The 26,958-nt window shown below is 53.6% G+C and carries 28 protein-coding genes; 10 read left to right on the top strand and 18 right to left on the bottom strand.

Going from position 1 to position 26,958, the window contains the following annotated elements; all coding sequences use genetic code 11:
- Nucleotides 1-303: 303 nt before the first annotated feature.
- Entirely contained in the window at nucleotides 304-492 is a 189-nt protein-coding gene (locus tag GQY55_RS21150; RefSeq protein WP_160043879.1) for a hypothetical protein, read from the bottom strand.
- A 182-nt stretch (nucleotides 493-674) separates the two neighbouring features.
- Here GQY55_RS21150 and GQY55_RS21145 point away from each other — a divergent pair, with 182 nt between their 5' ends.
- The 8 genes from GQY55_RS21145 to GQY55_RS21110 all read left to right on the top strand — a co-directional run bounded on the left by GQY55_RS21145 (nucleotide 675) and on the right by GQY55_RS21110 (nucleotide 10,031).
- Nucleotides 675-968 (top strand): hypothetical protein, encoded by a 294-nt coding sequence (locus tag GQY55_RS21145; RefSeq protein ID WP_160043878.1) that lies wholly within the window; start codon nucleotides 675-677, stop codon nucleotides 966-968.
- 314 nt (nucleotides 969-1,282) lie between these two features.
- Nucleotides 1,283-2,155 carry an iron uptake system protein EfeO gene (efeO, locus tag GQY55_RS21140; RefSeq protein WP_160043877.1) on the top strand — a complete coding sequence of 291 codons (873 nt, stop codon included), beginning with the start codon at nucleotides 1,283-1,285 and terminating at the stop codon, nucleotides 2,153-2,155.
- Nucleotides 2,156-2,158: 3 nt separating this feature from the next.
- Nucleotides 2,159-3,451, top strand: coding sequence for an iron uptake transporter deferrochelatase/peroxidase subunit (gene efeB, locus GQY55_RS21135; protein ID WP_160043876.1), 1,293 nt, complete (start codon nucleotides 2,159-2,161; stop codon nucleotides 3,449-3,451).
- Between the two features lie 64 nt (nucleotides 3,452-3,515).
- Complete coding sequence (locus tag GQY55_RS21130; RefSeq protein ID WP_236575766.1) at nucleotides 3,516-5,369, top strand: FTR1 family iron permease; 1,854 nt, start codon at nucleotides 3,516-3,518, stop codon at nucleotides 5,367-5,369.
- Nucleotides 5,370-5,580: 211 nt separating this feature from the next.
- Nucleotides 5,581-6,456, top strand: a complete 876-nt coding sequence (locus GQY55_RS21125; RefSeq protein WP_160043875.1) for a MurR/RpiR family transcriptional regulator — start codon at nucleotides 5,581-5,583, stop codon at nucleotides 6,454-6,456.
- 6 nt (nucleotides 6,457-6,462) lie between these two features.
- Entirely contained in the window at nucleotides 6,463-7,188 is a 726-nt protein-coding gene (gene nagB, locus GQY55_RS21120; protein ID WP_160043874.1) for a glucosamine-6-phosphate deaminase, read from the top strand.
- Nucleotides 7,188-8,360, top strand: coding sequence for an N-acetylglucosamine-6-phosphate deacetylase (nagA, locus tag GQY55_RS21115; RefSeq protein WP_201452202.1), 1,173 nt, complete (start codon nucleotides 7,188-7,190; stop codon nucleotides 8,358-8,360). Before nagB ends, nagA begins: the two co-directional genes overlap by 1 nt.
- Before the next feature lie 282 nt (nucleotides 8,361-8,642).
- Entirely contained in the window at nucleotides 8,643-10,031 is a 1,389-nt protein-coding gene (locus GQY55_RS21110) for an MATE family efflux transporter (protein WP_160043872.1), read from the top strand.
- 27 nt (nucleotides 10,032-10,058) lie between these two features.
- Here the strand turns inward: GQY55_RS21110 and GQY55_RS21105 are convergent, their stop codons facing one another.
- Both GQY55_RS21105 and GQY55_RS21100 read right to left on the bottom strand, forming a co-directional pair.
- Complete coding sequence (locus tag GQY55_RS21105; protein ID WP_160043871.1) at nucleotides 10,059-11,060, bottom strand: YhcN/YlaJ family sporulation lipoprotein; 1,002 nt, start codon at nucleotides 11,058-11,060, stop codon at nucleotides 10,059-10,061.
- 105 nt (nucleotides 11,061-11,165) lie between these two features.
- Entirely contained in the window at nucleotides 11,166-11,735 is a 570-nt protein-coding gene (locus GQY55_RS21100; RefSeq protein ID WP_160043870.1) for a hypothetical protein, read from the bottom strand.
- A gap of 176 nt (nucleotides 11,736-11,911) precedes the next feature.
- On the opposite strand from GQY55_RS21100, the gene GQY55_RS21095 reads away from it, so the two are divergent.
- Entirely contained in the window at nucleotides 11,912-12,826 is a 915-nt protein-coding gene (locus tag GQY55_RS21095; protein ID WP_160043869.1) for an NAD-dependent epimerase/dehydratase family protein, read from the top strand.
- A gap of 62 nt (nucleotides 12,827-12,888) precedes the next feature.
- Here the strand turns inward: GQY55_RS21095 and GQY55_RS21090 are convergent, their stop codons facing one another.
- From GQY55_RS21090 to GQY55_RS21080, 3 genes are read right to left on the bottom strand one after another with little or no spacing between them, the layout of a single operon-like run.
- The gene (locus GQY55_RS21090; protein WP_160043868.1) at nucleotides 12,889-13,275 is read right to left on the bottom strand and encodes a hypothetical protein; all 387 of its coding nucleotides are present in this window, start codon (nucleotides 13,273-13,275) and stop codon (nucleotides 12,889-12,891) included.
- Between the two features lie 16 nt (nucleotides 13,276-13,291).
- Nucleotides 13,292-14,353, bottom strand: coding sequence for a glycosyltransferase family 4 protein (locus GQY55_RS21085; RefSeq protein ID WP_160043867.1), 1,062 nt, complete (start codon nucleotides 14,351-14,353; stop codon nucleotides 13,292-13,294).
- A 27-nt stretch (nucleotides 14,354-14,380) separates the two neighbouring features.
- Nucleotides 14,381-14,716: a hypothetical protein gene (locus GQY55_RS21080; protein WP_160043866.1), complete on the bottom strand. Its 336-nt coding sequence runs from the start codon at nucleotides 14,714-14,716 to the stop codon at nucleotides 14,381-14,383.
- A gap of 182 nt (nucleotides 14,717-14,898) precedes the next feature.
- Here GQY55_RS21080 and GQY55_RS21075 point away from each other — a divergent pair, with 182 nt between their 5' ends.
- Nucleotides 14,899-15,528 (top strand): DUF1796 family putative cysteine peptidase, encoded by a 630-nt coding sequence (locus tag GQY55_RS21075; RefSeq protein ID WP_160043865.1) that lies wholly within the window; start codon nucleotides 14,899-14,901, stop codon nucleotides 15,526-15,528.
- Between the two features lie 82 nt (nucleotides 15,529-15,610).
- On the opposite strand, the gene GQY55_RS31060 is transcribed toward GQY55_RS21075, so the two are convergent.
- The 12 genes from GQY55_RS31060 to GQY55_RS21020 all read right to left on the bottom strand — a co-directional run bounded on the left by GQY55_RS31060 (nucleotide 15,611) and on the right by GQY55_RS21020 (nucleotide 26,948).
- Complete coding sequence (locus GQY55_RS31060; protein WP_201452201.1) at nucleotides 15,611-15,772, bottom strand: hypothetical protein; 162 nt, start codon at nucleotides 15,770-15,772, stop codon at nucleotides 15,611-15,613.
- A gap of 40 nt (nucleotides 15,773-15,812) precedes the next feature.
- Nucleotides 15,813-17,033: a glycosyltransferase family 4 protein gene (locus GQY55_RS21070; protein ID WP_160043864.1), complete on the bottom strand. Its 1,221-nt coding sequence runs from the start codon at nucleotides 17,031-17,033 to the stop codon at nucleotides 15,813-15,815.
- A 208-nt stretch (nucleotides 17,034-17,241) separates the two neighbouring features.
- Complete coding sequence (locus GQY55_RS21065) at nucleotides 17,242-17,679, bottom strand: hypothetical protein (RefSeq protein WP_160043863.1); 438 nt, start codon at nucleotides 17,677-17,679, stop codon at nucleotides 17,242-17,244.
- Nucleotides 17,680-17,804: 125 nt separating this feature from the next.
- Nucleotides 17,805-18,518: a glycosyltransferase gene (locus GQY55_RS21060; RefSeq protein ID WP_160043862.1), complete on the bottom strand. Its 714-nt coding sequence runs from the start codon at nucleotides 18,516-18,518 to the stop codon at nucleotides 17,805-17,807.
- Nucleotides 18,515-19,447, bottom strand: coding sequence for an NAD-dependent epimerase/dehydratase family protein (locus GQY55_RS21055; RefSeq protein WP_160043861.1), 933 nt, complete (start codon nucleotides 19,445-19,447; stop codon nucleotides 18,515-18,517). The genes GQY55_RS21060 and GQY55_RS21055 overlap by 4 nt, the downstream gene beginning before the upstream one ends.
- Complete coding sequence (locus GQY55_RS21050) at nucleotides 19,408-20,256, bottom strand: SDR family oxidoreductase (RefSeq protein WP_160043860.1); 849 nt, start codon at nucleotides 20,254-20,256, stop codon at nucleotides 19,408-19,410. The genes GQY55_RS21055 and GQY55_RS21050 overlap by 40 nt, the downstream gene beginning before the upstream one ends.
- Nucleotides 20,256-21,239: a polysaccharide biosynthesis protein gene (locus GQY55_RS21045; RefSeq protein WP_160043859.1), complete on the bottom strand. Its 984-nt coding sequence runs from the start codon at nucleotides 21,237-21,239 to the stop codon at nucleotides 20,256-20,258. The genes GQY55_RS21050 and GQY55_RS21045 overlap by 1 nt, the downstream gene beginning before the upstream one ends.
- A complete protein-coding gene (gene wecB / locus GQY55_RS21040) occupies nucleotides 21,232-22,323 on the bottom strand; it encodes a non-hydrolyzing UDP-N-acetylglucosamine 2-epimerase (protein ID WP_160043858.1) in 1,092 nt (363 codons plus the stop codon). The genes GQY55_RS21045 and wecB overlap by 8 nt, the downstream gene beginning before the upstream one ends.
- Before the next feature lie 12 nt (nucleotides 22,324-22,335).
- Nucleotides 22,336-23,757, bottom strand: coding sequence for a glycosyltransferase family 4 protein (locus GQY55_RS21035; protein ID WP_160043857.1), 1,422 nt, complete (start codon nucleotides 23,755-23,757; stop codon nucleotides 22,336-22,338).
- Between the two features lie 141 nt (nucleotides 23,758-23,898).
- Nucleotides 23,899-25,032: a glycosyltransferase family protein gene (locus GQY55_RS21030; protein ID WP_160043856.1), complete on the bottom strand. Its 1,134-nt coding sequence runs from the start codon at nucleotides 25,030-25,032 to the stop codon at nucleotides 23,899-23,901.
- An 84-nt stretch (nucleotides 25,033-25,116) separates the two neighbouring features.
- A complete protein-coding gene (locus GQY55_RS21025) occupies nucleotides 25,117-26,190 on the bottom strand; it encodes a CgeB family protein (RefSeq protein ID WP_373309267.1) in 1,074 nt (357 codons plus the stop codon).
- A 389-nt stretch (nucleotides 26,191-26,579) separates the two neighbouring features.
- On the bottom strand, nucleotides 26,580-26,948 hold the full coding sequence (locus GQY55_RS21020; RefSeq protein ID WP_160043855.1) for a hypothetical protein: 369 nt from the start codon (nucleotides 26,946-26,948) through the stop codon (nucleotides 26,580-26,582).
- Nucleotides 26,949-26,958 lie beyond the last annotated feature (10 nt).

Genomic DNA, 26,958 nt, shown 5'->3' with positions numbered 1-26,958 from the left:
AACACTTCACGTTCACGGTGTGTCAATAAAAATTTGCTTTTATGATCGTTCCCCTTCAATGGTGTCACCCCTCCTTGCTCGGGTTTGTATGGTATAACAAGGTAAAGGGATACAGTCAACTCATACTATGTCAAGTTCGGGGCAATGGTGTCGTCGCGGCTTAAAAATGGGCTTAAATCAGCAAAATTCATTTATACGGCGTCCTGAGCAAGAATACGGCCTAATGGTTTAACTTTTTATCTTCATTTACAGCTTATTTTCCTATAGAAAAAGCCGCTCATGCCGAGCGGCTTGTTTTCGGATTTAGGCCTGCGAGTAATAAATCATTACCGTGTACAACGGAACTTGGATGTTCCGGTTGACTTTGTCCGGCTTCGAACCCACGGTGTAATGGATCGCAGGATTTTCAACGGACGGATCGCTTAAAAATTCGTTGATCTCCCTTTCAAGTCCAAGCGAAGTGTCGCTTTCGAGAATCTTTACCCGATTCATGTCATACCTCCAGCATTCATTTTAAAACAACCCCAAAAATGAAGAGCAATGATGTCTCCCGTGAGGCATCCCCCCTCTCGCTCCTTACTTCGACGCGGAGGAAGGATCTTCCTTTCAAGGCCCTCTCCCCAAGTTTAAAACTTTCCGCACATACCGAAAATAGTTCCGAGGGGGTGCTGCGCTTGCTGATCTGGCTGATCGTCGGTTTTATCGTTGTTCCGTTCGTCATGGCGGCCTTGGCTGCATTAAGCCGTACCGTCCGGTGGATTTGGCATCTGCTGGCCGTGATTTCATTTTATATATCGGGCTCCATCGTCGCGGCGGCGGTATACCGGAACATCGTCCATCAGACCGTCCTGACGACCAACGTCCATGATTTGCTGCTAAACCCGTGGTTTCTGGTTTCCGGTTCTTTTCTCGGGCTGTACATCCCGTACCGGATGCTGGTCGGGCTATGGGTTCATCTTCGCCGATAAACGGCTATTCATGCCGCTCCCTGACTGCGTTTATGCAGTTGGGGCGTTTTTTTATCCCCTGCGGAATGCCGCCCAAAAATAGATATTGACATCGGCCCAGCGCCTCTTTATTATTATTTCATGCATGAAACTGAGAATCATTATCATTTATCAGTTGACCATCGAATCTTACATATGAGGATTTTGCGAAAATCCAAGGAGCGACTTTCAATCAGCAATATATAGGGCGAAACGGTTTAGTTCGTTTATATATTGTACCCGGGAGCGGCCGGAATCGAATTTTGCAAAATCCCGAGATAAAGGAGCTGCTTTTCTTGAAGTACAAAGTTATTCTCCCTACCGGCATTCTCGCCGCCTCCCTTCTCTTCACCGGATGCGGGCAAAAAGAAAACGCGGGCGCCGATGCCGCGTCCACCAATCCCGCCCCGCCTGCAACCGCCGAATCGAAAACGGCTTCCGCGGCCGACTTCTCCGCCGGCGTGGAGCAATACCGCACCTTTGCGATCGAACAATGCGATCTTTTTGTCAAGGAAACGGAAAAATTCACGGACGCGGTCAAAGCCGGCAAGCTGGAAGAGGCGAAAAAGCTTTACGCTCCCGCGCGTGCGTACTACGAACGGATTGAGCCCGTAGCCGAAGCGCTGGGGGATTTGGACCCGAACATCGACGCGCGCGTGAATGACGTTGACGCCGCCGATTGGCGCGGTTTCCACCGGATCGAAAAAGCGCTCTGGGAAGACAAAACGACGGCCGGGGCGGAAGGATTCGCCGACCAGCTGCTGAAGGACGCCCAACTGCTGCGGGCCAAAATCGAAACGATCGACCTCGATGCCAGCTTGATGGTAACCGGCGCAGTGGAGCTCTTGAACGAAGTGTCCTCCTCCAAAGTCACCGGCGAAGAAGAGCTTTATTCGCATACGGATCTTTACGATTTTGCCGCCAATGTCGAAGGGGCGCAAAAAATTTATGAAATCCTGAAGCCCGAACTGGCGAAAAAAGACGCGGATCTTCAAAAAGAAATCGAGGACCGCTTCACGGACTTGAAAAAAGAGCTGGATGCGTTCAAAAAAGGCGACGGTTACGTCGATTACACCGCGCTGAAGCAGGACGAAATCCGCAAGCTCAGCCAAAACCTGGACGCATTGGCCGAACCGCTGTCCAACATGGGCAAAATTTTGGGAGTGTAACGTATGCCGGAACAGAATCAGCAGCCAAACGACGATTCCATACTTAAAAAACCGATGACCCGCCGCGACGTCCTTCGTTTGGCGGGTACCGGAGGTCTTGGGCTTCTTCTCGGAGGCGGCGCGATCGGCACCCTGCTTACGACGGAAACCAAGAGCAAGACCGAAGCCGCCAAGTCCGTATCCGCGGAAGGGGACCGCATCCCCTTTTACGGAACGCATCAGGCCGGCATCATCACGCCTGCGCAAAATTTCATCTGCTTTGCGGCCTTTGACGTCACCGCAAGCGGCGCGCAATCGCTGAAAAAGCTGTTCCAGGCCTGGACGGCGGCGGCCGCGGCCATGGCCGAAGGCATGCCCGTCGGCGAGGAAAGCGGCAATTACAACCTTCCGCCGACCGATACCGGCGAATCGGCGGGACTGAGCCCTTCCCGGCTTACGATTACCTTCGGCGCGGGCCCTTCGCTGTTTGACGAACGATTCGGCCTTGCCTCCAAAAAGCCGCCTACCTTCAAGGAACTCCCTGCTTTCAACGGAGACCAGCTCGAACCCGAGTGGTGCGGAGGCGACATCGGCGTGCAGGTATGCGCGGACGATATGCAGGTCGCCTTCCATGCCGTGCGCAACCTGGCAAGGATCGCGCGCGGAAAAGCGGTTCTGCGTTGGGTGCAGGAAGGCTTCCAGCGAACGAACCAAGCCGATCCGACCGGAAACACCCCACGCAACCTTCTCGGCTTCAAAGACGGAACGGCCAATCCTCAAGTGACAAACGATAAGGAAATGAACAGGATCGTTTGGGCGCAAAACGGCGACGGCGCCCCATGGATGGCCGGCGGAAGTTATATGGCCGTCCGCCGGATCCGGATGCGCATCGAGGTATGGGACCGCTCCTCCTTGAAAGATCAGGAGGATACGTTTGGCCGCTATCGCGCAAGCGGAGCTCCGCTTGGCGCGAAAAACGAATTCGATCCGGTGGATTTGAACGCCAAGGACGAACGCGGCAATGCGTACATCCCCCGGGATTCGCATGTCGCGCTGGCGCGCGGGGACGGCTCCGTCCAAATCCTCCGCCGCTCCTACTCCTATTCCGGAGGTATGGACATGAAAACCGGTCAGTTGGACGCAGGATTGCTGTTCATCAGCTATCAGCGGGACCTGTTCAAGCAATTTGTCGCCTTGCAGCAAAAATTGGCGAAAAGCGACCGTTTAAACGAATACATTTTGCACGTAGGCAGCGCCGCGTTTGCCTGCTTCCCCGGAGCCGCCAAGGGCGGGTACATCGGTGACACCTTGTTTTAGGCCTTTTCGCGGAAAAGTCCTCTCCGGCACCGCCATTATTCGAGATTGAAGGAGAATAGAGCCTATGATGTCGATCAGCCAATCCGGCCAGACAACACACAACAGCAGACGAAGCAAACCTGGCATGCCGGCCATTCTGGCGCTCGCCATCCTGATCGTGTTGCACCTGACCGCGGCTCCGGCATTTGCCGAAACCGATCAAGCTTCCTCCCTGGACCCGCTCCTCCCCGCCGTCGGCAGCGCGTTGGTCGAAGCCGGGCAACAGCAGTGGAAAGAAGCCGCAAATGATTTGGAGCAGTTCAAAACCAAGTGGGCCGCCGTGAAGCCTAGCGGCGGCAATAATTTGGCCGACCAGGCGGCACGGGTTGACGCGGCGCTCGCCGAAGCCGATTCGAAGCTCCGGCAGGAAGATGCCGGGGCCAAACAAGCGTTATCGGCGCTCGCCAAAGCCGTCGATGCGTACGTCGATGCCGCTTCCGGGCAGCAGCAAAGCGGCAACCAAGCTTCGGGCGGGACGGAATCCGCCGCGAAGCTGCTTCCTTTTGCCGAAGCAAGCCTCGCCGCCATGGAGAAAAAGGATTGGGCCACAGCCAAATCGAGCTACCAGCATATCGTCGATGCATGGCCGAAAAGCGAAACGCCGATCCGGAGCGACAACTTCGCCGTTTACGGACAGCTTGAGACCCAAATCAGCCTGGTGCGCATCGCCCTACAAGCGGACCCCGTCCGCGAGGACCAGGCCGTGCAGCAAATGAAAAAGCTGGTTTCGTTATTGATGGATTACAAGAACGGAAAAGCGTCGCAGACCGGCAGCGAAAACGGAAGCATCCATTCGTTGTCCGATCTGCTGGGCGTCCTGGAGACGGCCCGTCAGCAGACCGCGGACGGCCAAACCGCCCAGGCCGCGGACAGCATGAACCAATTCATTGCCTCATGGCCTGCCGTGGAAGGAGAGGTTCGGGTGTCTTCCCAGGCTTTGTATACCAAAGTGGAAAATCAGATGTCCGAGGTGTCCGGTTATCTGCTATCGACGCCTCCGCGCAGCCAGGATGCGCTCCGCCTTATCGAAGAAATGCAGTCTTCCTTGACCCCGATCGCCGGAAGCCATCACTATACCGCCTGGGACGCCGCGCTCGTGCTGCTGCGCGAAGGGCTCGAGGCCATTCTCGTCATCGCTGCGCTGCTCTCTTACCTGAAACGCAGCGGCCACCGCGAGGGACGGAAATATATTTGGTCTGGCGCGGGAACGGGACTTATATTGTCGCTCCTGCTCGCCGTCGTCCTGACCTACACGATCTCAAAAGCCGCCTCCGGCAGCGCGCGCGAGCTGATCGAAGGGATTACCGGTTTGGTCGCCGTGGTCATGATGATTACGGTTGGGCAATGGCTGCACAACAAATCGAACACCAAAGCCTGGAACCGGTATGTCGGCAAGCAAATGGACCAGGCGCTGGCCAAAGGCAGCCTATGGTCGCTATTTTTCGTAGCCCTGCTGGCCATCTTAAGAGAAGGCGCCGAAACGACGATCTTTTACGTCGGCATGGCCCCGTCGATGCCGATTCTTCAGCTCATCCTCGGCGTCGCCATTGCGCTGGCCATTCTCGCCGTTTTGGGTTATGCGATCATCGTGCTTAGCGCATCCCTTCCGCTTCGGGCCTTTTTCCTGGTCGCGACGCTGCTGATTTATTACCTCGTATTCCGGTTCCTTGGAGACAGCATCCATTCGCTGCAGGTGGCCGGCACCCTGGGAGCCCATTCGGAACCGTTACTGCCTTCCGTATCATGGCTCGGCATGTATCCGACATGGGAAACGTTTATCCCGCAGATGGTCATTCTGGCCTACATCCTATGGCAGGTGCTGCGGCAGGAAATCGGCAAATCAAAAAAATCCCGCGCAAGCGTCGATAACGTTCAATAACGAAATATATGTCCCTTTTTACACCCGTGTTCTGCGTGAACGCGGGTTTATTTTTTATTTGTAAAATCAGCGTAAAATATCCCGAATCCCCCTTGTCACCGAAAGACTTTTGGCCTATGATGATAGTAGTCATAAAAATTATTTTCTTGTATTCAATCACAATAATTAAAATTATTTTCATTCATGAAAACGAGCAAAAGGAGGTTCTTTCGTGGCACCGTTCTTATATGCGCTGGCCCAGGAAAAAGAAAAACTGTCTCCGCAGGAACGCCGGATCGCCGATTTCATTCTTTCTTCCCCGGCCGAAGTCGTGCATATGGGGATCAAAGAGCTGGCCGAGCAATGCGGAACCAGTCCGGCCACGGTCACCCGCTTTTGCAAAGTGTTCCACCTCAAGGGCTACCCGGATTTGAAAGTGAAACTATCCGCGGAAATCGCCCATACGGGAATGAAGGAACGAAACCAGGCTTCATCGTACCAGGATATCGTCGCCAACAATCCGTTATCTAAAATAGTGGAGGCGATGGAGGCCAACCACTTGACTTCCATCCGGGATACGACGCAGCTGCTGGATATGAACAGGCTCTCGCAAGCCATCCGGCTGCTGTGCGACGCGCAGCGGATCGATTTGTACGGAGTAGCGACGTCGTCGGTCGTAGCGCTCGATTTTTACCAGAAGCTCATCCGGATCGGAAAACATTGCACCGCTTTCGCCGATCCCCATATGCAGATCACTTCAGCTTCGACCCTTACGGACCGGGACGTGGCCATCGCCATTTCCTATTCCGGGGAAACCGAGGAAACGATCAACGCGTTGTCCTGCGCCAAAGACAGCGGGGCGGCGACGATCACCCTCACTTCTTACGGCAGCAACACGCTGGCGTCCATGGCGGATATTCCGCTGTTCGTTTCTTCCCTCGAGGAAGGGATGCGCAGGGGGGATATGGCTTCAAGGATCGCCCAGCTTCACATCATTGATATTCTTTTTATGGGCATGAGCAGCGAGCAGTTCGGACAATATGTTCCCAAGCTGGAGCAATCCTATCAAAACGTCCGAAACTACCGCAAATCAAAAGGAGGTCATTAAAAAATCATGAACATCTACACTTTCCAACATGAAGCGGACTTCAACGCGACCGGAGCCGGTCTCATCGCAAGCCTGCTGCATACGAAACCAAGGGCCGTACTCGGACTGGCGACGGGCAGTTCGCCGATCGGCATCTACCAGCGCCTGATTGAAATGAATCAGAAGGGCCTCGTAAGCTTCGCGAAAGCATCCAGCTACAATCTGGACGAATACGTCGGTCTTCCCGAAGGCCATCCGGAAAGCTACCGCAGCTTCATGAATGAGAAACTTTTTAATCATATCGATATTAAAATCGAAAATACGCATGTGCCTGACGGCAATGCCGCCGATCTTGAAGCGGAATGCCAAAAATACGACGCCATGCTCGAAGCAAACGGGCCGGTCGATCTTCAAATTCTCGGCATTGGGCATAACGGCCACATCGGTTTTAACGAACCGGACGAAAGCCTGATCGGAGGCACCCACGTCGTTAAGCTTCAGGAAAAAACGCGTACGGCCAATGCGCGCTTCTTCCCTTCCCTGGACGATGTGCCGACGCAAGCGATCACGATGGGCGTCGGAAGCATTTTGAAAGCAAAACAAATCATGCTGCTGGTTCGGGGAGAAGATAAAGCCGAAATCGTCAAACGCGCTTTAACAGGCCCGATCACGTCCCAATGTCCGGCATCGCTTCTCCAATGCCATCCGAATGTCGTCGTATTGCTGGATCAAGGAGCAGGGAGGTTAATTTAATGAGCGAAGTTTCAGGACAATTGTTGTACGGGAAAGTTGTCGTTCCGGGACATGTCATCGAGGACGGCGTCATCGCCATCCATGACGGCACCATCCTTTATGCGGGCGAGGTTCAGCATTTGCCGGACCATCTGCATAACCTGAATCCCGGCAAAAAGACGGACGGATACATCGTGCCGGGTTTCATCGATATCCATGTTCACGGAGGCAGCGGCGAGGACTTTATGTATTCCGGCAAGGAGGAGCTTGATAAAATCACCTCCTTCCATTGTTCGCAAGGGACTACCGCGATGCTCGCCACCACGATGACGGCTCCCAAGGCATCCATCGACAAAGTGCTGAAGGAAGTTCACGAATACAGACAGCAAACCATGCCGTATACCATCCTTGAAGGGGTTCACCTGGAAGGCCCTTTTATTAGCCCGAAATGGCCCGGCGCGCAAAATCCAGAGCATATCGTCCATCCGAGCGTGGAGTGGCTTGAAGGCTGGGAAGCCGAATATCCGGGCCTGGTCAAGCAGGTGACGCTTGCACCCGAACGCGAAGGCGCGATTGAGGCGATTCGCTGGATGAGCGAACACGGCATCAATGCCGCGCTCGGCCACACCGACGCCACGTATGAGGAAGTCGAAGCCGCGGTAGAAGCCGGCCTTCGTCAAGCGGTTCATACGTTCAACGCCATGACGCCGATCCATCACCGCAAGCCGGGCACGGCCGGAGCCGTCCTCAGCGACGACCGGATCCATGCGGAAATCATCGCTGACGGCATTCATGTGCATCCGGCATGCATTTCGATTTTGACGAAGGTAAAAACGAACGACAATCTCATTTTGATCACCGACGCGATGTCCGCAGCGGGCATGCCGGACGGCGATTATACGATCGGCGACCTTCCCGTGGAAGTGAAGGACGGCATCGCGATCTTGAAAGGCGAATCGAACAGCCTGGCGGGCAGCACGCTCACGATGATCAAAGGTTTCCGTTACCTCGTGGAAACGGTCGGATTAACCGTCGAGCATGCCTCGCGCATCGCCAGCTACAACCCGGCGAAACGGCTTCGCATCGAGGACCGGACCGGAACGCTTGAAGCCGGCAAGCAGGCCGACGTGCTGATGCTGGACGAAAGCTTGAACATTCAAGGCGTATGGGTACGCGGACGCCAGGTATTTTAATTAAACTTCATCATTGGAAAAAATGACGCTGGTTCAACGGCGTCATTTTTTTATGTCTTCCTCCCCGAATAATGCGTCTTCAAATGCCCAAAAGGCACCGTAGCACATCTCCTCTAGAATCGTTTTTAAAGCATTTTAACCCTTTTATAGTACCTCCCTATTAACCAACCGTTTACGAACATATACAGAGCTGTTTAAATGCGTTAAAAAACGTATTTTATGACCATTTATCCTATGTTATGATTTTTAAATAAACAAAACCAATGCAAGGATGGATGTAAAATGAACAATCCGATGAGCCGCCGGTTCGCCAACGAGAAAATACCCAAACTGATTCTCTCTCTTGCCGCCCCTGCCATCGCAGCGCAGGTTATCAACGCCCTCTACAATGTGGTGGACCGCATGTTTATCGGAAGGATGCCTGGTATAGGTACGCAAGCCTTAACAGGCATCGGAGTAGGATTTCCGATCATCATGATCGTTTCCGCCTTCGCCGCTCTGATCGGTTTTGGCGGCGCACCGCTTGCTTCCATTCGGATGGGGGAAGGAAACCATAAAAAGGCCGAAGCATTGCTTGGCGCCAGTTTTCTGATGCTGCTGATCGTTTCGGTGCTCATAACGCTATCATTTCTTGCTTTTAAGTCCCCGCTGCTCGCCTTGTTCGGGGCAAGCCCGGACACTTTGCCTTATGCGGACGATTATATGGGAATCTACCTGATCGGTACGGTAACCGTGCTGATATCGTTAGGTTTAAACCAGTTCATCGCAGCGCAGGGATTTGCCAAAACGGCCATGGTCACGGTATGCGCAGGCGCAGCCGTCAATACGATCCTTGACCCCATTTTGATTTTCGGTATGGATATGGGCGTGAAGGGCGCTGCGCTTGCGACGGTCATTTCGCAGGCAATCTCGGCGATCTGGGTGCTGTGGTTCCTTACCTCAAAACGAACCCATCTCCGTCTGCGGGTCAAACATATGCGCATCGACTTTAACATAGCCAAAAGCGTGCTTGCTTTGGGACTTTCGTCTTTTATCATGCAGTCGACCGAAAGCCTGGTCCAAATCGTCTTCAACACCTCCCTTGCCAAATACGGCGGAGACCTGTACGTTGCCGCCATGGGGATCATGAGCAGTCTGATGCAAATTTTCACGCTGTTATTGCAAAGCTTTGCGCAAGGAGCACAGCCGATCGTCGGTTATAATTTCGGGTCCGGCGATTTTGCGCGGGTCAAATCCACCATTATGTACTGCAGCTTTTTTTGCGCGATTTTCGGTTTGTCGATGTGGGCCGTAGCCATTTTTATGCCTCAGCTTCCCGTTATGATTTTTACGAACAATGCCGATTTGATCGCTCTGACGGTATCGCTTATGAAAATATTTTTCCTGGGTACATGCATTTACGGCGTTCAATTGGCTTTCCAGCAAATGTTTATCGCATTGGGTCAAGCGAAGGTTTCCATTTTTATCGCCATTTTGCGTAAAATCATTTTGCTGATTCCTCTCGTTTACGTACTGCCGGCGTTCATTCAGCCGAAAACCGATGCAATCATAATAGCGGAACCCGTCGCGGATATTTTCGCCGCCCTTGCTTGCTGTGCATTGTTCGGGTTTACGGTCAAAAGCCTTTTGAACAAAAAAACGGGAATAAACCGAAAAGCAGCCCGCAATTGATGCGAAAGCTGCTTTCCGCTTGCTTTTTTACTGGGTCATGATGTGTCTGCCTGCAGGCGTTTTGCCAAGCGGGGCGGTTGGCGTCGTGCCCATTGGGGTCACGCGGTGATCCGTCGTGCTTGTGTTGGTCGGGAAAATGCGTTCGATCATGTTCGAAAGCTGGGATACCATGCCGCTGACCGGATGACCGCTTTTAACGTTGGTTGCATAATTGCTGACGTGCTGGACAAAATCAGGATTAGCGGATACATACACGTTTGTGATGTTCGGGTCGGCTTTTTTGACGACACTGGTAATTTTGTCTTTCACGTCGGAGGTTACGTTATAGTTTTGGGAATAGGTATGGCTCGTGCCGGCCGTTCCCGGAGTGGTAGCGTTAAAACCGTTGCCTCTGGTGATCGGTACGCCGGTGCCTGTCGTATAACCGCGGTAATGGCCGTCAAGCCCCGTACCTGTCGTCCCCGTGCCCAAGCCCGTCATGCCGTCCGTGCCTGTTGTGCCCATGCCTGTCGTGCCGGTGCCCATGCCTGTCGTTCCGCGGTTCGTAACGCCTGCGGAGCTGTTGTTAAAGCTGCTGTTGCTGCCGATACCGGTGTTCATCGTTCCGAAGCTGTTGCTGCGGAATCGGCCGTGCGTGCCTGTCGTGGACGTATTGGCTTGCGCCCCATGTTCAAGGGATACTGCCACGTAGGCGCTGTTGCCTGCCTTAAGCACGTTAGCCGTGCGCACTTCTTTCATGGCTGCCACCTTGTCTGCGATTTCCTGGGAAGAAGTCACGTTGGTCAGGTCATGTCTTGCGGTGTGCATGCCGTAATTTCCGTCGGTATTGTACGTCGAGAACCGGTTGCCGTCACGCAGCGAGTTGACGTTCAGTCTGCCGTCCCGCGTATTCAGCATGCGCCCGTCATGAACGTTTTTGGTTCGGACGTTCGTGTTGGCAGGCTCTCTCGTCGTACAACCGGTCACGCCGACAACGCTGGCGAGAAGTGCAGCGGATACGGAAAGACTGATTACTTTGGATCGCATCATGAGTTCATCCTCCGTTATGAAATTAATGAAGTAACATCATTTAGGATGACCGTGCGCTCATGGTGCTATGCTGAAAGGATTTGGCATCAGGGGCCTTTTCTGCGCTTATTTTGGTGGGGATGAAGCCTTTAATTGGTCTATCGTTTTTTCCAGCAAGTTCATATCTTTTTCAGATATCGGATAAACATAAGATCCTCCCGACGGAATGATCCAAAAAATGCCTGGATCGGCCGTTTCATTTGAAATGAGGTATACTTTTTCTTCAGCATCAGGGCCGCTTGTCACCGTAACGTTGGAATCGATCGCTTTATTTTTTAAAGAAGATGCCGGCCGTTTTCCCTCTGCGCCTTTGGCCAATAGCGAATTCATTTGCGATAAAATCGTATCCGCCTCCGCCTGCGCTACCGGTTTGCCGTTTAATGTCCATCCGCTTTCGGCGTCTTTCGTCCGGCTTGTTCGCCGAAGCAGCCATGAAGTTCTTTTGCCGTCCCATTCGACCGTAATGACGTCTTTTTTATTCACCCAAACCGGCTCTGCTTGCCCAGCTCCTGGCGACGACGTTCGGTTTTCTTTTTTTCCCGGTGCATCGGTTTGGTAAGGCCGGACAAAATATGCCATGCAGACGACAACAAGCAAAACGATTAAAAAAACAAGTGCCGGCCGAACTTTTTTCATGTACATCCCTCCTGTCTCTAAACATGAGCTATAAAAGACGCTATTCACATATTACCCGATTAGGCGATTGTTACTACCGATGCATTCAAATCGTTAAATTTGGGACGCTGCCTAATGCCAACGGGGGAAACGCCACATACGATATTTCATGACTTTAGCCTTCGGGAGGTAATGGCATGAATACGGTGGTGGTGACAGGAGGAGCCGGTTTTATCGGTTCGCATCTCGTCAAACATCTGATCGAAAAAGGACACGGCGTCCATGTCATCGACGATCTGTCTGTCGGCAAAGCAGCCAATCTTCACCCGGACGCCGTGCTGCACCAGGAAGACATCCGAACGCCCTCGGCCTTTGATACAATCGTTTCGCTTCGCCCCGACACCGTTTTTCATTTGGCGGCACAGGCGGACGTACAGCATTCCATCCGGTACCCGCGGGAAGACATGGACATCAATGTGCTGGGCACGCTTAATATACTCGAAGCCAGCCGCCAAAGTTGTGTGCGCAAATTCGTGTTTGCTTCCACGTCCGGCGTGTACGGCAACTTGGAAAAGGATCTGCTGGAGGAACATGATTCCACCGTTCCCATCTCCTTTTACGGATTGTCCAAATATGCGGCAGAGCATGTGATTCGCCTTTACGGCGAGCTGTTCGACCTGGATTGGACCGTTTTGCGGTTCGCCAACGTGTATGGCCCCGGGCAGACGTCCAAAGGAGAAGGCGGCGTCGTGGCGATCTTCCTGAACCAGCTTCGGCAGGGCGTCCCCCTGACGATAAACGGAGACGGGGAACAGACGCGGGATTTTATATACGTCGAAGATGTCGCTTCGGCGTTGGCGGCTTCACAAACAGCCGGAGCGCGTCAAATCTTTCACGTCAGCACCGGCGAAGCGACGTCCGTCAATCGGCTCGTTGAGCTGCTTCGCGAAAATCATGGCAGCAACATCCAGTGCATCCACCGTGAAGATCGGGCCGGGGACATCCGCCACAGCCGTTTGTCCAATACGCGAGCCTTGACTCATCTGAATTGGCAGCCGGCCTATCGTATCGGCGAAGGGTTAAAACGGACGTACCAGAGCTTTTTCCGGTAAGGGCACGAAAAAGGCCGAACCCGTTAAAAAAACAGTCGGCGTCGGCCTGATCCGTATCGATATCATGTTCCGGCATACACCGTTCCTTCCAAATAATAAGCGGCGAGCATGGCCTTGTGTTCACTCGAACGGGTCGTCAGAAAAAAATGACGCATGCCGCCTTCCCCCCGCACGATGCATTCTTCCCTCACGCGGGCTCTGGCAAAACAGGTCTCCATGGTCCAATAGATCACCGTCCCGGTAGGAGCGTCTCTTCTCAAAATCAGCTCAAGCTCCCCGAGATCGCACATGGGCTTCAGCCAGGTTACGTCGATGTCCAAAACGACGCGGTCCCCGTCAGCGATTCCTTCCAACGTAATTCCGGTCAGGACAATTTCGTCGGGGCCGACCGTAAACGGCGTGAAAGAACCTTCGGCTGCTCCCACCCTGGTTTTATGTTTTTGCATCATGACGACCTTCCTCCATTCAAATGTGATACAGCATATCAATAAAGCTGGCGCAGTAGTTATGCGGGTTAAACACCGTTTGCAGCCGTTGCTGCGCATTGGTCCGGATGCTTTCCCTCAGCGGTGCATTGAACAACAAATCCAGCCCTTCCTGTACCGCCTGCCCGATATTGCCGACCGTGTAGTTTTTACCGGTTTCGTTGTGACGGATGGCGATCGCCACCCCGTCGGAGTTGGTCGCCAGCACCGGACAACGGCAGCTCATCGCTTCCAGGACCGACAGCGGGCCGCCTTCGACCTTCGATGTATTGCACAAAAAACCGCCGGAGTCGCCAATCGCCGAATAATAATGCTGCATCTCGGTATTCGCCACATTCGAACGGATCGTCAAACGCGAATGGAGTCCCAATTGACCGATCATATATTCGAACTGCTCGCGTTCATGGGGAATGGACAGGTTGGGATCCTCGAAGATCCACAGCTTCAGGTTGGGAACGTAATAGGATAACTGGTGGCCGATATGGAGAAATTCCCGCCAGTTTTTGTTGTCTTCCATGCGTCCAATCCAGGCGATAATCGGCTGTTCCGGCTGGGGTCCCGGACGGTAAGTAAAGGTGTCGGCGTCAAACATATTCGGGAAATTGTACTGGGGAATGCCGGGAAACAGTTCGCGGAACAATGCGGTAATATGCGAGGTGCTGGGGTTCAGGAGCGCATTTGCATAGCTGTGGACGTATGGGACGGCCTCCGTCAACTGCCGGCGGGCGTTTTCCTGGGCGCCGTAGCCCTGAATTTCCAGCACGAGCTTTCCCGCGTAACCGAGCTGCCTGAACCGGGGAAAGCTTTTATGGTCTGTCGTGACGACGATCACGTCGAATTTTCCTGCGTCCAGAATTCTTCGGATCTCTTCGTTCTCATTTGTAATGTACACCGGTACCCCGTCGTTGTTCTGCACTCCCGCTCCCCAATGGAAATAAAGGCAGGAAGCTTGAATTCCGTATCTGGCCAGCGCCTTGCACCGCAGCCGGTTCAGCGTATCCATGCCGCCGCTTGGCACGTAAAACACAAACAGCACGTTCATGGCACGTTCCTCCTTTCGCGGTAATCGTCACAATGTACGAATCATGTTCTCCTGCGTGAATACAGCGATCAATTGACCTTGATTGCAGGCCCTGACAGTGACCGCCGTATGGGCAAAATCGTTGACATTCGTCACCAGCACCAGCTGAAAAGGTTTATGCTCCGTCATCATATGGTGAAGAGGGACGGCGCTGCCGGGATTCAGGTGAATGAGCTGAATATATTGCAGTCCCTGTTCCCCGTATACATGCGCTAGCATCTCAAAACCTTCCATGCCGGTATTCAAAATCTCAAGATCGACATATTGGATGTATCTGGAATCAATCGGGGTTAAAGGGGCGGCTTCGAGCCGTAAGATAGACATAACCTTTCCTCCTGAAATCAAGTCTTATCCTATCGTATGTTTTGGAATGACAAGGGGAAGGGCATATCGTACCCGCCGCAAACCTAATATTGCGGGGATAAACGGGAATACAATCCAAAACGCAGACTCTCGCATCTACTATATTGCGATTCGCAATTTAGCCAAGAAAGGAAGGATTTACGATGAGAGTCGCCGATCTCAAAGGATCGTATGATGCGATATTCAGCCTGGGAGACTTATGTTTGGCCGCGATGAAACTTGAAAAATTCGAATTGCGCCCGTACGCCGGGCCCCTCGACTGGATGGCTACCTACGATTTGTCCCAAGTGAACCGGCTTTTGAGAAACCGTTTTGCCCATTTCATGGAATACAACAATCTTTATGTCGAAAAAAAGGTAAGCGATCAGCTATACTTGGTACGCGACACTTATTACGATTTTCAATCCAACCACGACTTTTTTACCCATAACAATTTCCCGCCCAATCTTGAAGCCTATCCGACCGTGAAGGCAAAATATGACCGGCGCGTGCAGCGTTTTATGGAGAAGGCGCATACCAGCCGCAACATATTGTTTATCCGGACGGAAGGGTCGTTCGAGCAAGCAAAAGAGCTGCAGGAGGTATTATCGGGTCTTGTGAGACATGATTTCCGGGTGCTGTTGATCAACCATACCTCCGTCAGCGGCATTGTCGAACTCGACTGGCCGCTCGACAAGGTCTGCTCCATTTTAATGCCCGATGCGGATAAATGGATGGGGAACGACCATTTGTGGAGCCAAATCTTAAACGGCATTCATCTGACAAGTAGTTGAGAACATTTAAAGCCGCCCGGTCGAGCAGTCTCGGACTGCCCGGCGGGCGGCTTTTTCTTCACGGGTTCCCCGTTCGTTTTCGTTAAAAGGTCAAAACCTCCAAATCGGGAAGCAAATATTCTTTCGGCAGCTTCTCGAAAATCCGGTTCCATACCGCGTAGTTCACAAGCACGTCGATATGCGACGACTGCGACGCGAAAATCCGGTTATATAAATCGCCGATGACCATATAAGGCTCCGACATGGACTCCCCTCCCATCTTCTGTGAATTCATTGTGGCGAAATCAGGCCCCCGAAGCCGCCCTTGCGTATTCATTCAAAAGTCTGTCAATCATCTGGTCAAGCGACCAATGCTCCTGTGCCCAACGCGCCGCGTTTAAGCCCACGATGCGCCGGTATTCGTCGTTTGTTAGCAGCATGTTCAGGTGCTGTGCCAGCGTCAGCGGATCTTTGACCGGAGAGACGAGCCCGGTCACGCCGTGCTCCACCATTTCCGGCAGCCCGCCCGCATTCGATACACATGCCGGCAGGCCGGCCATTTGCGCCTCCATAACCGAAAAAGGCTGGTTATCCTGGATGCAGGAATGGACAAAAATATCCGACTGCGTAAGCAGAGCCGGGATATCATGGCGCTCGCCGAAAAACAGCACGTCGTTTTGCAAAGACAAAGCCATTGCCTGGTTTCGCAGTTCGTCCCTTTTTTCGCCGTCGCCGACGATCCAGCATACCCAATCCTGCGGACGCATGCTTTTCAGAATGCCCAGCGCCGCAATCAACACGTCGATCCCTTTGACGAACGACAACCTGGCCGGGCAAATGATGACCTTTTTGTCCCCTGGACGTGCGACATTCGTTCCGGACCTTGCTTGCTGCCAAAATTGCTGGGCATCCAGGCCGTACTGAAAGACGTTGATCCTCTGCTCCGGAACACCCAGGGCGAGGAGCAATCTTTTCTGCCATTGGGTCGAGGTGACCGTGACATTTCCGGACGAAGCTCCGTAATATTCAATGGACTGAAAATATTTCCATGCAGGCGAATGTTCCTGGATACCCAAGTGGGGATTCAGCCGAAAATGGTTATGGAGTTCTTCGGACACGGAGCCGTGAACCTGGGCGATCAGCGGAACGTGAGCCGGCTTTACACGGGCCATGGCCCGAGCCGCAAAAATATCCTGGGTGTGAATGACGTCATATTGATCCAGACCAAAATAAGCTGCCGAAAGCTCCATCATGTACCGGTCTTCTTCGTAAAAATGAATGAGCGGATCCGCATACAGCTGGGGAGCGTACTCCCTGGCAAGCTTGGTTCTCACAAAGGGGCGGATCCACTCCTTGGAAATCTCGCGGCCGCGGTTGACGATATGGAATCTGGAATAGTCCGGACTGTTCCCGAGCAGATCCACATGATGTCCCATCGCTTCCAGCCGCTGCTGGATTTGCGTCATATACTTCCATACTCCGCCGACATGGGGAATCAGCCAGTATGTTGCAAGCAGTATCTTCATCCCTTCTCCTTCCCATGGGATCCGGCGGTCGAGGCCGGATTCATTGATCGTTTAATATGGACTGCGCTGACACTATACTATATTGAAAAAGAGAGTGGCCGGACACGACGCTTGAACCCCTTGCACCGAAAAGTTCAACCTTTTAAGACAAAAAAAATCACCGGAATAACTCCGGTGATTTTGCGATGGAGCCGGCGATTCTCTGAAATTAGTCGGAGTACGCCACGGCTTCAAAGCTTTCGGGCCCCACCCGGTCCGGAATGATTGCAAGTCCTCCGGGAATGCTGACAAAGGCTTGGTAGACGACGAAGCCGGGGTTTGTCGTCAACAGGTCGATCCCTGTTACCGTCAGGACATCCGTAGTTAAGAGGAGCGTACCGACAGGCATTGTCTCGGTTGCGGAATAGATGAGGGTAGACACCCCGCCAACCACCCGGAAAATTGTGACAGTGACAGGCACGAGAATGCTGACGACCGCGCTCAGGGTAACGGTTGCTGTGAAGTGGACGGAAAGGTTCGGTCCTGCTGCAGCGACATCCAAACCAAGCGTACCGAACAAAGCGGGAGTGGTGCTCGCGGGAATCGCCACTGCTCCTGCGGTTGAGACGTTTTGGGAAATCTGGCTATCTATTAAGCGTTTTGGCATTAGGAATTTTCCCTCCTTTCATCCATAGAATATGCTGGGATGCTAGACTCCGTATGGACGAACTTTCCAGTCTATTCATATAAAAATGAAAAGGTTAGAAGGGCTTTAAGCTTTCTAAAACACTGCTATCTCAACAGGTTAATCAATGGAGTCATGGCTTGCTGAACGCGATCCTGCGTAAAAGCATATTCCCGTTCGATCATGTGTCGGTGCCGAAGCGTTCCCATTCCCTCATGCCAGCGGTAACCGGTCAGCGCTTCATCGAGATACGGAAATGGAATTCTGGCCTGGATGATGCGGGCCCAAAACTCCAGATCATGCGTGTACGGCAGGGATTCATCGAACAGCCCGACATAACAGAACATTTCTTTTTTCATCATGACCGTACAGCCGTTAACCGGATTTCCTCCAAGAAAACTGCGGTAAAAATCGACCGGTCCCCGGTCCGTCATGCCTGCGCGGAGCTGGACGACCCGGCTGCGCGCGTCGATATAATTGAAATTCGTATGGGAAATCCAAGCGCCACGGTCCAACATAAAATGGATTTGACGGTCTATTTTACCGGGATAAAAAACGTCGTCCGAGCTAAGCCATGCGATATATTGCCCGGAAGAATGGCGAATTCCGTGATTTAAAGCGCTAGCGGTTCCGCCGTTGGCTTTTCCCAGGTAATGGATATGGTTCCTGTAGGGATGCAGCCTGTCGGCATGCATCGTCGAACCGTCGTCGACAACGATGATTTCAAGCGGCGAATAGGTTTGCATCAGGGCGCTTTGCACCGCCTGATCCACGTATGGATCGTTATAAAAAGGAATGACGATCGATACCAGCGGTCTCATATGGATGCCCCCCCTCCGGTACGGAAATATTGGAGAATGTCCGAAATGGACGTCATCAGAGGGATGACGGGTTCCCAACCCGGCACTCCCGAACCGGGTGCGTTTAGCCGTGCCTCGTCTTTGGCGGAATCCTCATCACTCCCCCAATCGACGGCAACAGGGGTGCCCGCAGCATGGATAAATAACGTCGCGATTTCCTCCAAGGTATGTTCTTTTCCTGAGGAGACGGAATAAATTCCCCCTGGCGTTCCCTGTTCAAGCATCATGCCGTAGGCACGGACCGCGTCCCTGACGTCAAGAAAGTCCCGCCGGGTGGCACGCGAGGAAATGCGAAAGGCCCCGGTTGCTTCTCCCCTTTCCGCTGCCGCGATATGGCGGCCCAATAAAGCGCAAAAGCCCGTCGACGGTCCGGGGCCGATCAGGTTCGACGGTTCCGCCAGCATGATCGCCTGCCCGAAAAGCTCGCTCCAGGACATGACCGCGGCCTTTTGCAAGCTTTTGCTCAGGCTGTAGGGATGCGGCGGGCGGTAAGGAGGGGTAAGCCTGAACACGGCTTTCGTTCCGGCAACCAGCACCCGACAGGCGGGGAGAGGCCGCAGGGCATTCAGCAAATACAGCGTCGGGAGCACATTGGTCTCCATGTAAAGCAGCGGGTTCGTCCAGGATTCGGGAACCGAGTTTTTCCCTCCCAGGTGAAGGACGTAATCCGGGGCAACAGCCCGGACAAGCTCCTCGACCCGCCGTTTATCCATGAGGTCGCAGCAATAATACCGAACCCCGTCGATCGCAGGGAGCGTCTTGCTTTGCCGCACGATCCCGGCGACCTCCATCCCGAGCCCCGCGAAATACCGGCAGGCATGGCCGCCGGTAAACCCCGAAGCTCCGGTGATCATAATGACGCGCTTGGGGAGGGAAGCTCGTTCATCCATATCTTCAACTCCTTCAGCATCGCTCGATAATGCGGGACCGCATAATCGATATCCGTGCGGGTAGATACCAGCGTACGGTCCTGAACCGGTTGATCGACGGGCATGACGATGACGTCCTTCATATCCCATATTTCCTGGAACAACAAGAGCAGGTCATGTTTGCAGATCGGCACCGGATGGGCCAGATGGATCAGTCCCGACACGGAAGAATCCATCAGGCGGTCCATCGCTTTGGCCAGCTCCAAAGTCGTCACGCCGTTCCACATGACGTTGCGGTAACCGGTAACCGCGCCCTTTTGCGACATGAACCAATGCATAAGCCCGATCCCTTGGTTGCGAATCTCCGGACCGATGATCGATGTCCGTATCGTCAAATGTCCCTGCGCCCGGACTTCGCCCAGCGCTTTGGTCAACGCGTACGTGCTTGTTCCGTCCGGCCGGTCCTCCTCCGTATACCCGCCGCGGGTGCCTTCGAATACGCAATCGGTGCTGATATGAATCAGGCGGGCGCCAAGCCGGTCCGCCGCCTGGCGAAGCCGATGGGGCAAAAAACCGTTGATCTGGTACGCGTTGATCCGGTCTTCTTCGGCGTAATGGTTCAGCACGCCGATCCCATTGATCACGACGTCGGGTCTGACGATGTCCATCAGCTTTTCGACCATGCATGGCTCCGTGGCGTCAAGGTAGAGCCCCCCGGGACTTCGCGGTTCCCGGGTGGTGTAGAAAACCTGATGTTGTTCCTGACGCCGAAAATATTGAACCAGCATATGGCCCGCCATTCCGTTTCCTCCAAGGATAAGCAGCTTCATTACAGAAACCCTCCAAGCCGGAGAATGTTTTTGATCTCCTCTTTGTTCATCAGATGGTGATTGGAGCTAAAGCTGCTGAACTCGACGGGCTTGCAGTGCTTGTAACGCTCCTTCAGCTCGGGCATATGAAGCGTCGGCAAAATAACGAGGTATTCCTCGTCGTAAACCACCGTCGACATGCTTTCATAATCGCTCATCAAAATTTCATGGATTTTCTCGCCGGGACGGACGCCGGATTCCACGATGCCGACGTTTTTCTTGCCGGAGGCCTCGATCAGCACTTCCGCCAAGTCCACGATTCTGCATGCAGGCATCGTCATGACGAAGATTTCCCCGCCATGGCTTTCCTCGGCGGCTTTGAACAGCAGCTTGATCGCGTCCCGCAGCGTCAGGAAAAACCGCGTCATTTCCATGTCCGTAATGAGCACCTGGCCCTTGTTTCGAATCTGGTCCTTAAACACATGCACCACGGAGCCGTTCGTCCCAAGCACGTTGCCGCCGCGAACCGTGACAAAGCGGGTGTCGCTGTTCAGCAAATTGGCGTATACGATCAGCTTTTCGCCGATGGCTTTCGTCATGCCGTAAAAATTCGAAGGATTGGCCGCCTTGTCGGTCGAAATGTAAAATACCTTTTTCACCTTGTTGTCGATCGATGCCTCAATCACGTTTTGGGTGCCGATGACGTTGGTTTTGAGCGCTTCGTACGGCTGATCCTCGCACACCGGTACATGCTTCAACGCAGCGAGATGGAACACGTAGTCTACGCCATGGCAAACGGCGGTTAGCGCCTCCTTGTCGCGGATGTCCCCGATCCGGAAGCTCAGCCGCTTATCTTCGAACGTCCGGCTCATCGCCACTTGCGAGGACTCGTTGCGGGAGAACACGATCACCTCCCCGGGACCTTTCTTCAGCAGTTGGGCAACCAGTTCATACCCCCAGGATCCTGTCCCCCCAGTCACCAAAATTCGTTTATTTTCAAACATGCACTTTCCCTCCAAGCAGAAATTTAACTACCTTATCCGAGACGTTTGCCGCCAAATACCCTTCGGGGCAAACCCATTCCCGGTTCAAGCTGATCATCAGGTCCGCCGCACGAGCGATCTGGCCGGCTTCCAGGCCGGATACGATGTTGCTGCCGCAATCCACGGTTTCCGGGCGTTCCGTCGTATGCCGCATCGTTACGGTCGGAACCTGCATGATGCAGCATTCTTCCTGAACCGTTCCGCTGTCCGTTAATGCGCAGCAGGCGTACCGTTCCAGCTTGACGAAATCGAAAAATCCGAACGGCTGGTGAAATTCCACCAGCGGGTGGTTCGCCATATCGTTCAGCCCCGCAATGCGGGAAGCCGTTCGTGGATGAATGCTGCAGATCAGCCGGCGCCCGTAGGTTTCGGCGATTTTGTTCAGTCCCTTGACGATCTGCTGCAGCCGTTCCGGATGATCCACGTTTTCGGCGCGGTGTGCCGTGACCAGAAAATACTCCTTCGGCTTTAGGGAGAGGCTGTTCAAAATGTCGCTTGCTTCAATCGAATCTTCGTAATGCTTCATCACTTCGTAAATCGGATTTCCCGTCAGCACGATACGCGCGCTGGGGAAGCCCTCGGCAAGCAAATGCTTTTTGCTTTGCTCCGTATACGGCATATTGATCGAAGAGATCGCATCGATGACACGCCGGTTTTTCTCTTCGGGCACACTCAGATCAAAGCAACGGTTGCCTGCTTCCATATGGACCACGGGATATCCGAGCCTTTCGGCAAGCACCGCGCAAAGCGCGCTGTTGGTATCGCCGAGCAGCAGTATTTTATCGGGTTTTTCCTTTTCCAAAATCCGCTCCATTTGAAGGAACATCGACGATAGCTGTTCACCCAGCGAAGCGGCCGAGTCCTGCAAAACGTAATCGGGTGAGCGCAAGCCCATCTGCTTAAAAAAAATACCGCTCAGCCTTTCTGCAAAATTTTGCCCGGTATGCACCAGCACATGCCGCGACGCATACCGGTCCAGCTTGGGAAGGATGAGGCTGAGCCGGATAATTTCGGGCCTTGTGCCCAAAATCGTCATGATTCTCATAGCGTCCGTCTCCTACTTTCGTTTAATGGATTGGGAGCGACGTTTGGAACGCTTGCCTGCTCCTGCCTTTCTTATCAATCGGCGGCGTCGGACCGTGGCTGCCGGTCTTCCCGCTCTTCTGCGTTGTTGCTTTCTTCGTCTAACCGGCCTTTTTTTGCGCGCGGGTTTCGAATTTTCCGGGTGGATCGCGGGATCGATCTGCGGGACCCCGGAGGCGGCCACCCTTTGGGAAATGGCCCCGCTCATCCAGTCGGGACAGCCGTGCTGCAGGCCCTGGACAAAGACGTGAATACGCTGGCGGTAGGCTTCCAATCCGTATGCGTTCCTTGCCGCGCTTGCGTTCATGCTGCCCGTATATTGCAGAAGCTCCGGATGATTCAAAAGTTCGGATACTTTAGCCGCAAGCGCTGCGTAGTCGCCCGTCGGAACCGTGAAACTGGCGTTCCCCGTATTGTTCATCAACTCGCCGAGACCGCCGGAATCGAAGGCGACGACCGGCTTGCCGCAAAGCATGCCTTCAAGCGCCGTCATGCCGAACCCTTCCTGCACCATGCTTGGAACGACAAGGATATCCATTGCGCTGTAAGCCGATTGCACCGATTCCACAAAAGGAATGAAACGGAAAGAGTTTCGGTGGCCGGAAGCGTTGACCTCATCGACGCAGCGGTCGTAATAAGACTGGTCGGAAGGTTTGCCGATCATGACGAAACGGCAGTTCGGGAAGGAGGCGGCCAGGATCGCCGCCATGCGGATGAATTCGAGCAGCCCCTTTTCGGGATGGATAAAGGAAGAAATGTAGCCAATACATACATGGGAATCCTTAAGGCGGAGTATTTTGCGGTATCCGTTCCGGATGAGCTTTTGCGAAGGTTGAAGAAGCTCATCGTCCGAAGACGGGGGCAGCAGCGTGATCGGCCGGGAGACAGCCCCGCGGAAGACGCGGGCCGACACCTCCGAAATGGCGATCAGGCAGTCGCTGTACTTCTCCACCACCGCAATTGCGGCAGACGTATGGGCGGTTGTTTGCATCGTTTCGGTGATCTTCCATAAAACGGGTATGCCCAGCAATTTGGCCGCAATGGCGGGCATGACGTTTACGATCGTGTTCGCCAGCACGATATCCGGGGCCGTTTCGGCGATACAGCGTACGACCGCTCCAAAATCGGCGTGATGGCGGAGAGCCTCCGCCTCTTGCTCCAGCTGCTCACCGGGCTGATACATCCCAAACAGCAGGGGGTAGGATTGGATTCGTACCTTCATGCCTTGTTTTCGGGCCGAGGCAGTCAGTTTGCCTTCCTGCGGGGCGACCAGGATACATTCGAAATAAGGCGTGATCTGAAGGCAAAACAACAGCAGGAGCTTCTCGGCCCCCGTGATGCTTCCGGTATTGCAGACATGGGAGAACAACATGATCTTAGGTTTGTACGTATTCATGGAAAATGAGGACCACTGGCTAAAAGCACAGGGTACGATTCGCACCTCCTTTCACCCAAGTAATACAATATATTAGAAGTGAATCTGTACCGGCACGACATATGTTCCCCTCCAGATGTCCAAATGTCAAAGGAACCTTTCTTACGGGAAGATGACGGACAGCAGTTGGTTCAGGCGGTGGCCGTAGGTGTGCTCCCTTAGCGTGCGGTCAAGGGCGTTCAAGGCAATCTCCCTGCGTTCTTGTTCGTGGCTGAGGTAATATTCGATTTTATCCAGCAGCTCTTGCGGCGAGGTGTACGTTTCGATTTCTTTGCCTGGCGTATATAACTTCGCAAGGTCGCTTCGGGCGTCGGTCAGCTGAAGCGTCGCGCAGGCGGAAATTTCGAACGTGCGCGGATTCGGGGATGCGGCGGGAATTTTGACGGTATTGTTGTTGACGGAATCGTCTTCGTGGGAACGGTGAAGATTGATAACGATTTTCGAGCCGTTGTAGGCTTCCGCCGTTTCCACGGGTCCCATCCATTTGTTGACTTCGATCCGATCCTGGTATGCGGCATAATTCGGCAGGCGGTCCCACCAAATTCCGTTGATCATCGTGTTGTGCTGCATGAGCCGGTCCATGATCGGACTCAGGTATTCGACCCGGTTCCAGTAAGCCGATCCGATAAAGCTCACATCCCTGCGCTGAGCCGCCGGCGTTTTGGATGGCTTGAAATACTCCGGAAACGCCGCAAAGGGCAAATGATGGACCTGCCGGCAGCCAAGTTGTTGGTAATACGGAATGCAGTTGGATTCCAGCGTGAATACATAATCGTAATGGCCGACGTTCTCCGTCGTCATATCCGTGTAATACGGGTCATCCGTCAGCCAAACGGCGGTTTTGATCCCCTGCCGTCGAATATCGTCCAGCTGCTCGTTTGGAACGAACATGCCGTCCAGCACGAGCACAAGGTCCGGCATCACTTGGTAGGCGACTTCGTTGATCGGCTGCCCGGGTTCAATGACCGTCAGCTGGGCAACCATGCTGCGCAGCGTCTCCGAAATGGCCTCATCCATCGGGGAATACGGGAATCCCTTCCCTGAAGCGACATACAGCACATGAAGCTGCCGGAAGGGGAACGATTCCGCATGGCTTTTGACGATATAGTCGGCGCGTCCTTTCAAATACCCTTCCTCATACCCTCCCCGATATCCGGCTTCGCGCCCGCGTGCCCGCGCTTCCTCGGCCGGACTTGGTTGGTAGTGATGAGCTTTTGGATGTTTAATGATTGACATGTAGCAGCCCGCTCCTCTTTTATATTTTTGGATTTTAAGACGAATAACTTTTCGTACCCGATGCCTTGGATTTCCCGAAAATCTTCATGGAATTAGATCCAGCATCGTGTTTAGTCTCGAGACGAAGGAATGCTCCTTGCGCGTCGTCCATAATCCGCGCCATGCCAGCTTCAAACGTTCGTCATCATGCTCCAGGTAATAGGCGATTTTATCCTGCAGCTCTTGGACCGAGCCGAAGGTTTCAATGTCGTACCCCGGACGGTATTGCGAATGCGTATCTTCGCGGATGTCCGTAATTTGCAGCGTGCCGCAGGCGCTGATTTCGTACGTGCGCGGATTGATGGATTTGGCGCGGATGCCGTGGCTGTTCCGGTTATCCTGCCCATACTCATCCGGGCGGTGGATATTGATGACGATTTTCGCCCCGTTGTAATAATTCACGGTTTCTTCCGGGGGAATGAAACCGATGTGCAGGAAACGTCCGAGTATCCGAGTTTCCCGCAGCCTTTCCCAGAACCCTCCGGCGATGAGCACGTTTTTGTTTTCCAAAAATGGTGCCATCTCGTCGAAAATGGCGACCCGGTTCCAAAACGCGTTGCCGATAAAGCAAATGTCGTACAGATGCCCTGGTCCGGGACGCTGCGGTTTGAACATGCCGGTATGGACCGCAAGGGGCAAATAATGCACGTTGGCCGCGCCGAGCCCGCGGTAAAACGGGACGCAGCCGAGTTCATGGGTAAACACGGTATCGTAACTTGTGCACATCCGCGCCGTGTCCTCCGTAAAATACGGATCGTCCACGAACCAAATGGCTGTTTTGATCCCCATTCCCCGAATTCTCGCCACATCTTCCAGATGATTGCCGGGGAATACGTGCAGCCCGTTCATGACTAGCACGAGATCGGGCCGCTCCTTGGCCGCCAGCTCCAGCATTTTGGGGGCTTCCCCGACGATAAGTTCCTTGACCAGGCTCCGGAGTGCCGCCGTTACTCCCTGGTCGATGGCTTCGAAGCCTTGGGGGACGTAAAGTATTTTTATATCCCGAAGATGGGGCTGCATCAGGGGCACGCGTTGTTCAACGGCTTGACAGACGCCGAACCTGTAGCCGTCCGAGTAGCCATGCCGGTAGCTTTCGTTTTGTTGTGCCTTTGTTTCCACAGCTTTCACCCTGCCTGTCGTAATTTAAAGGAAACCTCTTTAGGATATTCCGGCGCATGCCCGCAGGCGGAATGTTTCCTTTTTGTAGCTGACATAAGCCGGCTTGGCATATGCCGAAGGCTTATATCAATCTATAATGATAAATATATGCGGAAGAGACACTTGCATCATGGACGGCTGCCTTTCGGGCGGTAAATTGGCGCATATCACGTTTTGCGGGCGCGAGTCCCGCTTCCCTCCATTTTCCTGAAAGCTAGTTTTGAAGCTTTGGTGCTCCTTTTTCGGATCCGAAAATAATAAAAGCCTTCAACTCCATGAGTCCATGGAGCGAAGGCTTGACTGTTCCGATATCCCTGCCTATTTATTTTTTCATGATGTCCGCCAAATCCTCATTTCGATTGATAGGCGAGCTGATGCCCATCCTCGTAACCTTTGGCAAACCCGGCATTAAATCCTTCATTATACGCTTCGTCGTATCCCTCGTTATAAGCGATATCCGGCGATTGGGGAACTTCCGGCGGCGAGCCCTGCTCAACCGGAGCCGGAAGAACGGGCTGAACCCACTGGCGCTTGCGCTTCCTGCGAACGGCCCCAAGCCGTGAAGGCCGTCTTTTTCTGCCTTTGGCAAGACGGCGCGGCCTTGTTTTGTTCGAACGCAACTTTCTCGTTTTTTTCACTCGGGTCTTCCGGGCAATCCGAAGCTTTCGCCTCCGGGTGCCGGATGTTGCCGACCGGGAAACACGTTTCTTGGTCTTCATCCGTTATTCC

This window comes from Paenibacillus sp. USDA918EY (genome assembly GCF_009870825.1).
Classification (GTDB): Bacteria; Bacillota; Bacilli; order Paenibacillales; family Paenibacillaceae; genus Paenibacillus_AQ; species Paenibacillus_AQ albilobatus.
This window is presented reverse-complemented; position numbering and strand designations above follow the sequence as displayed.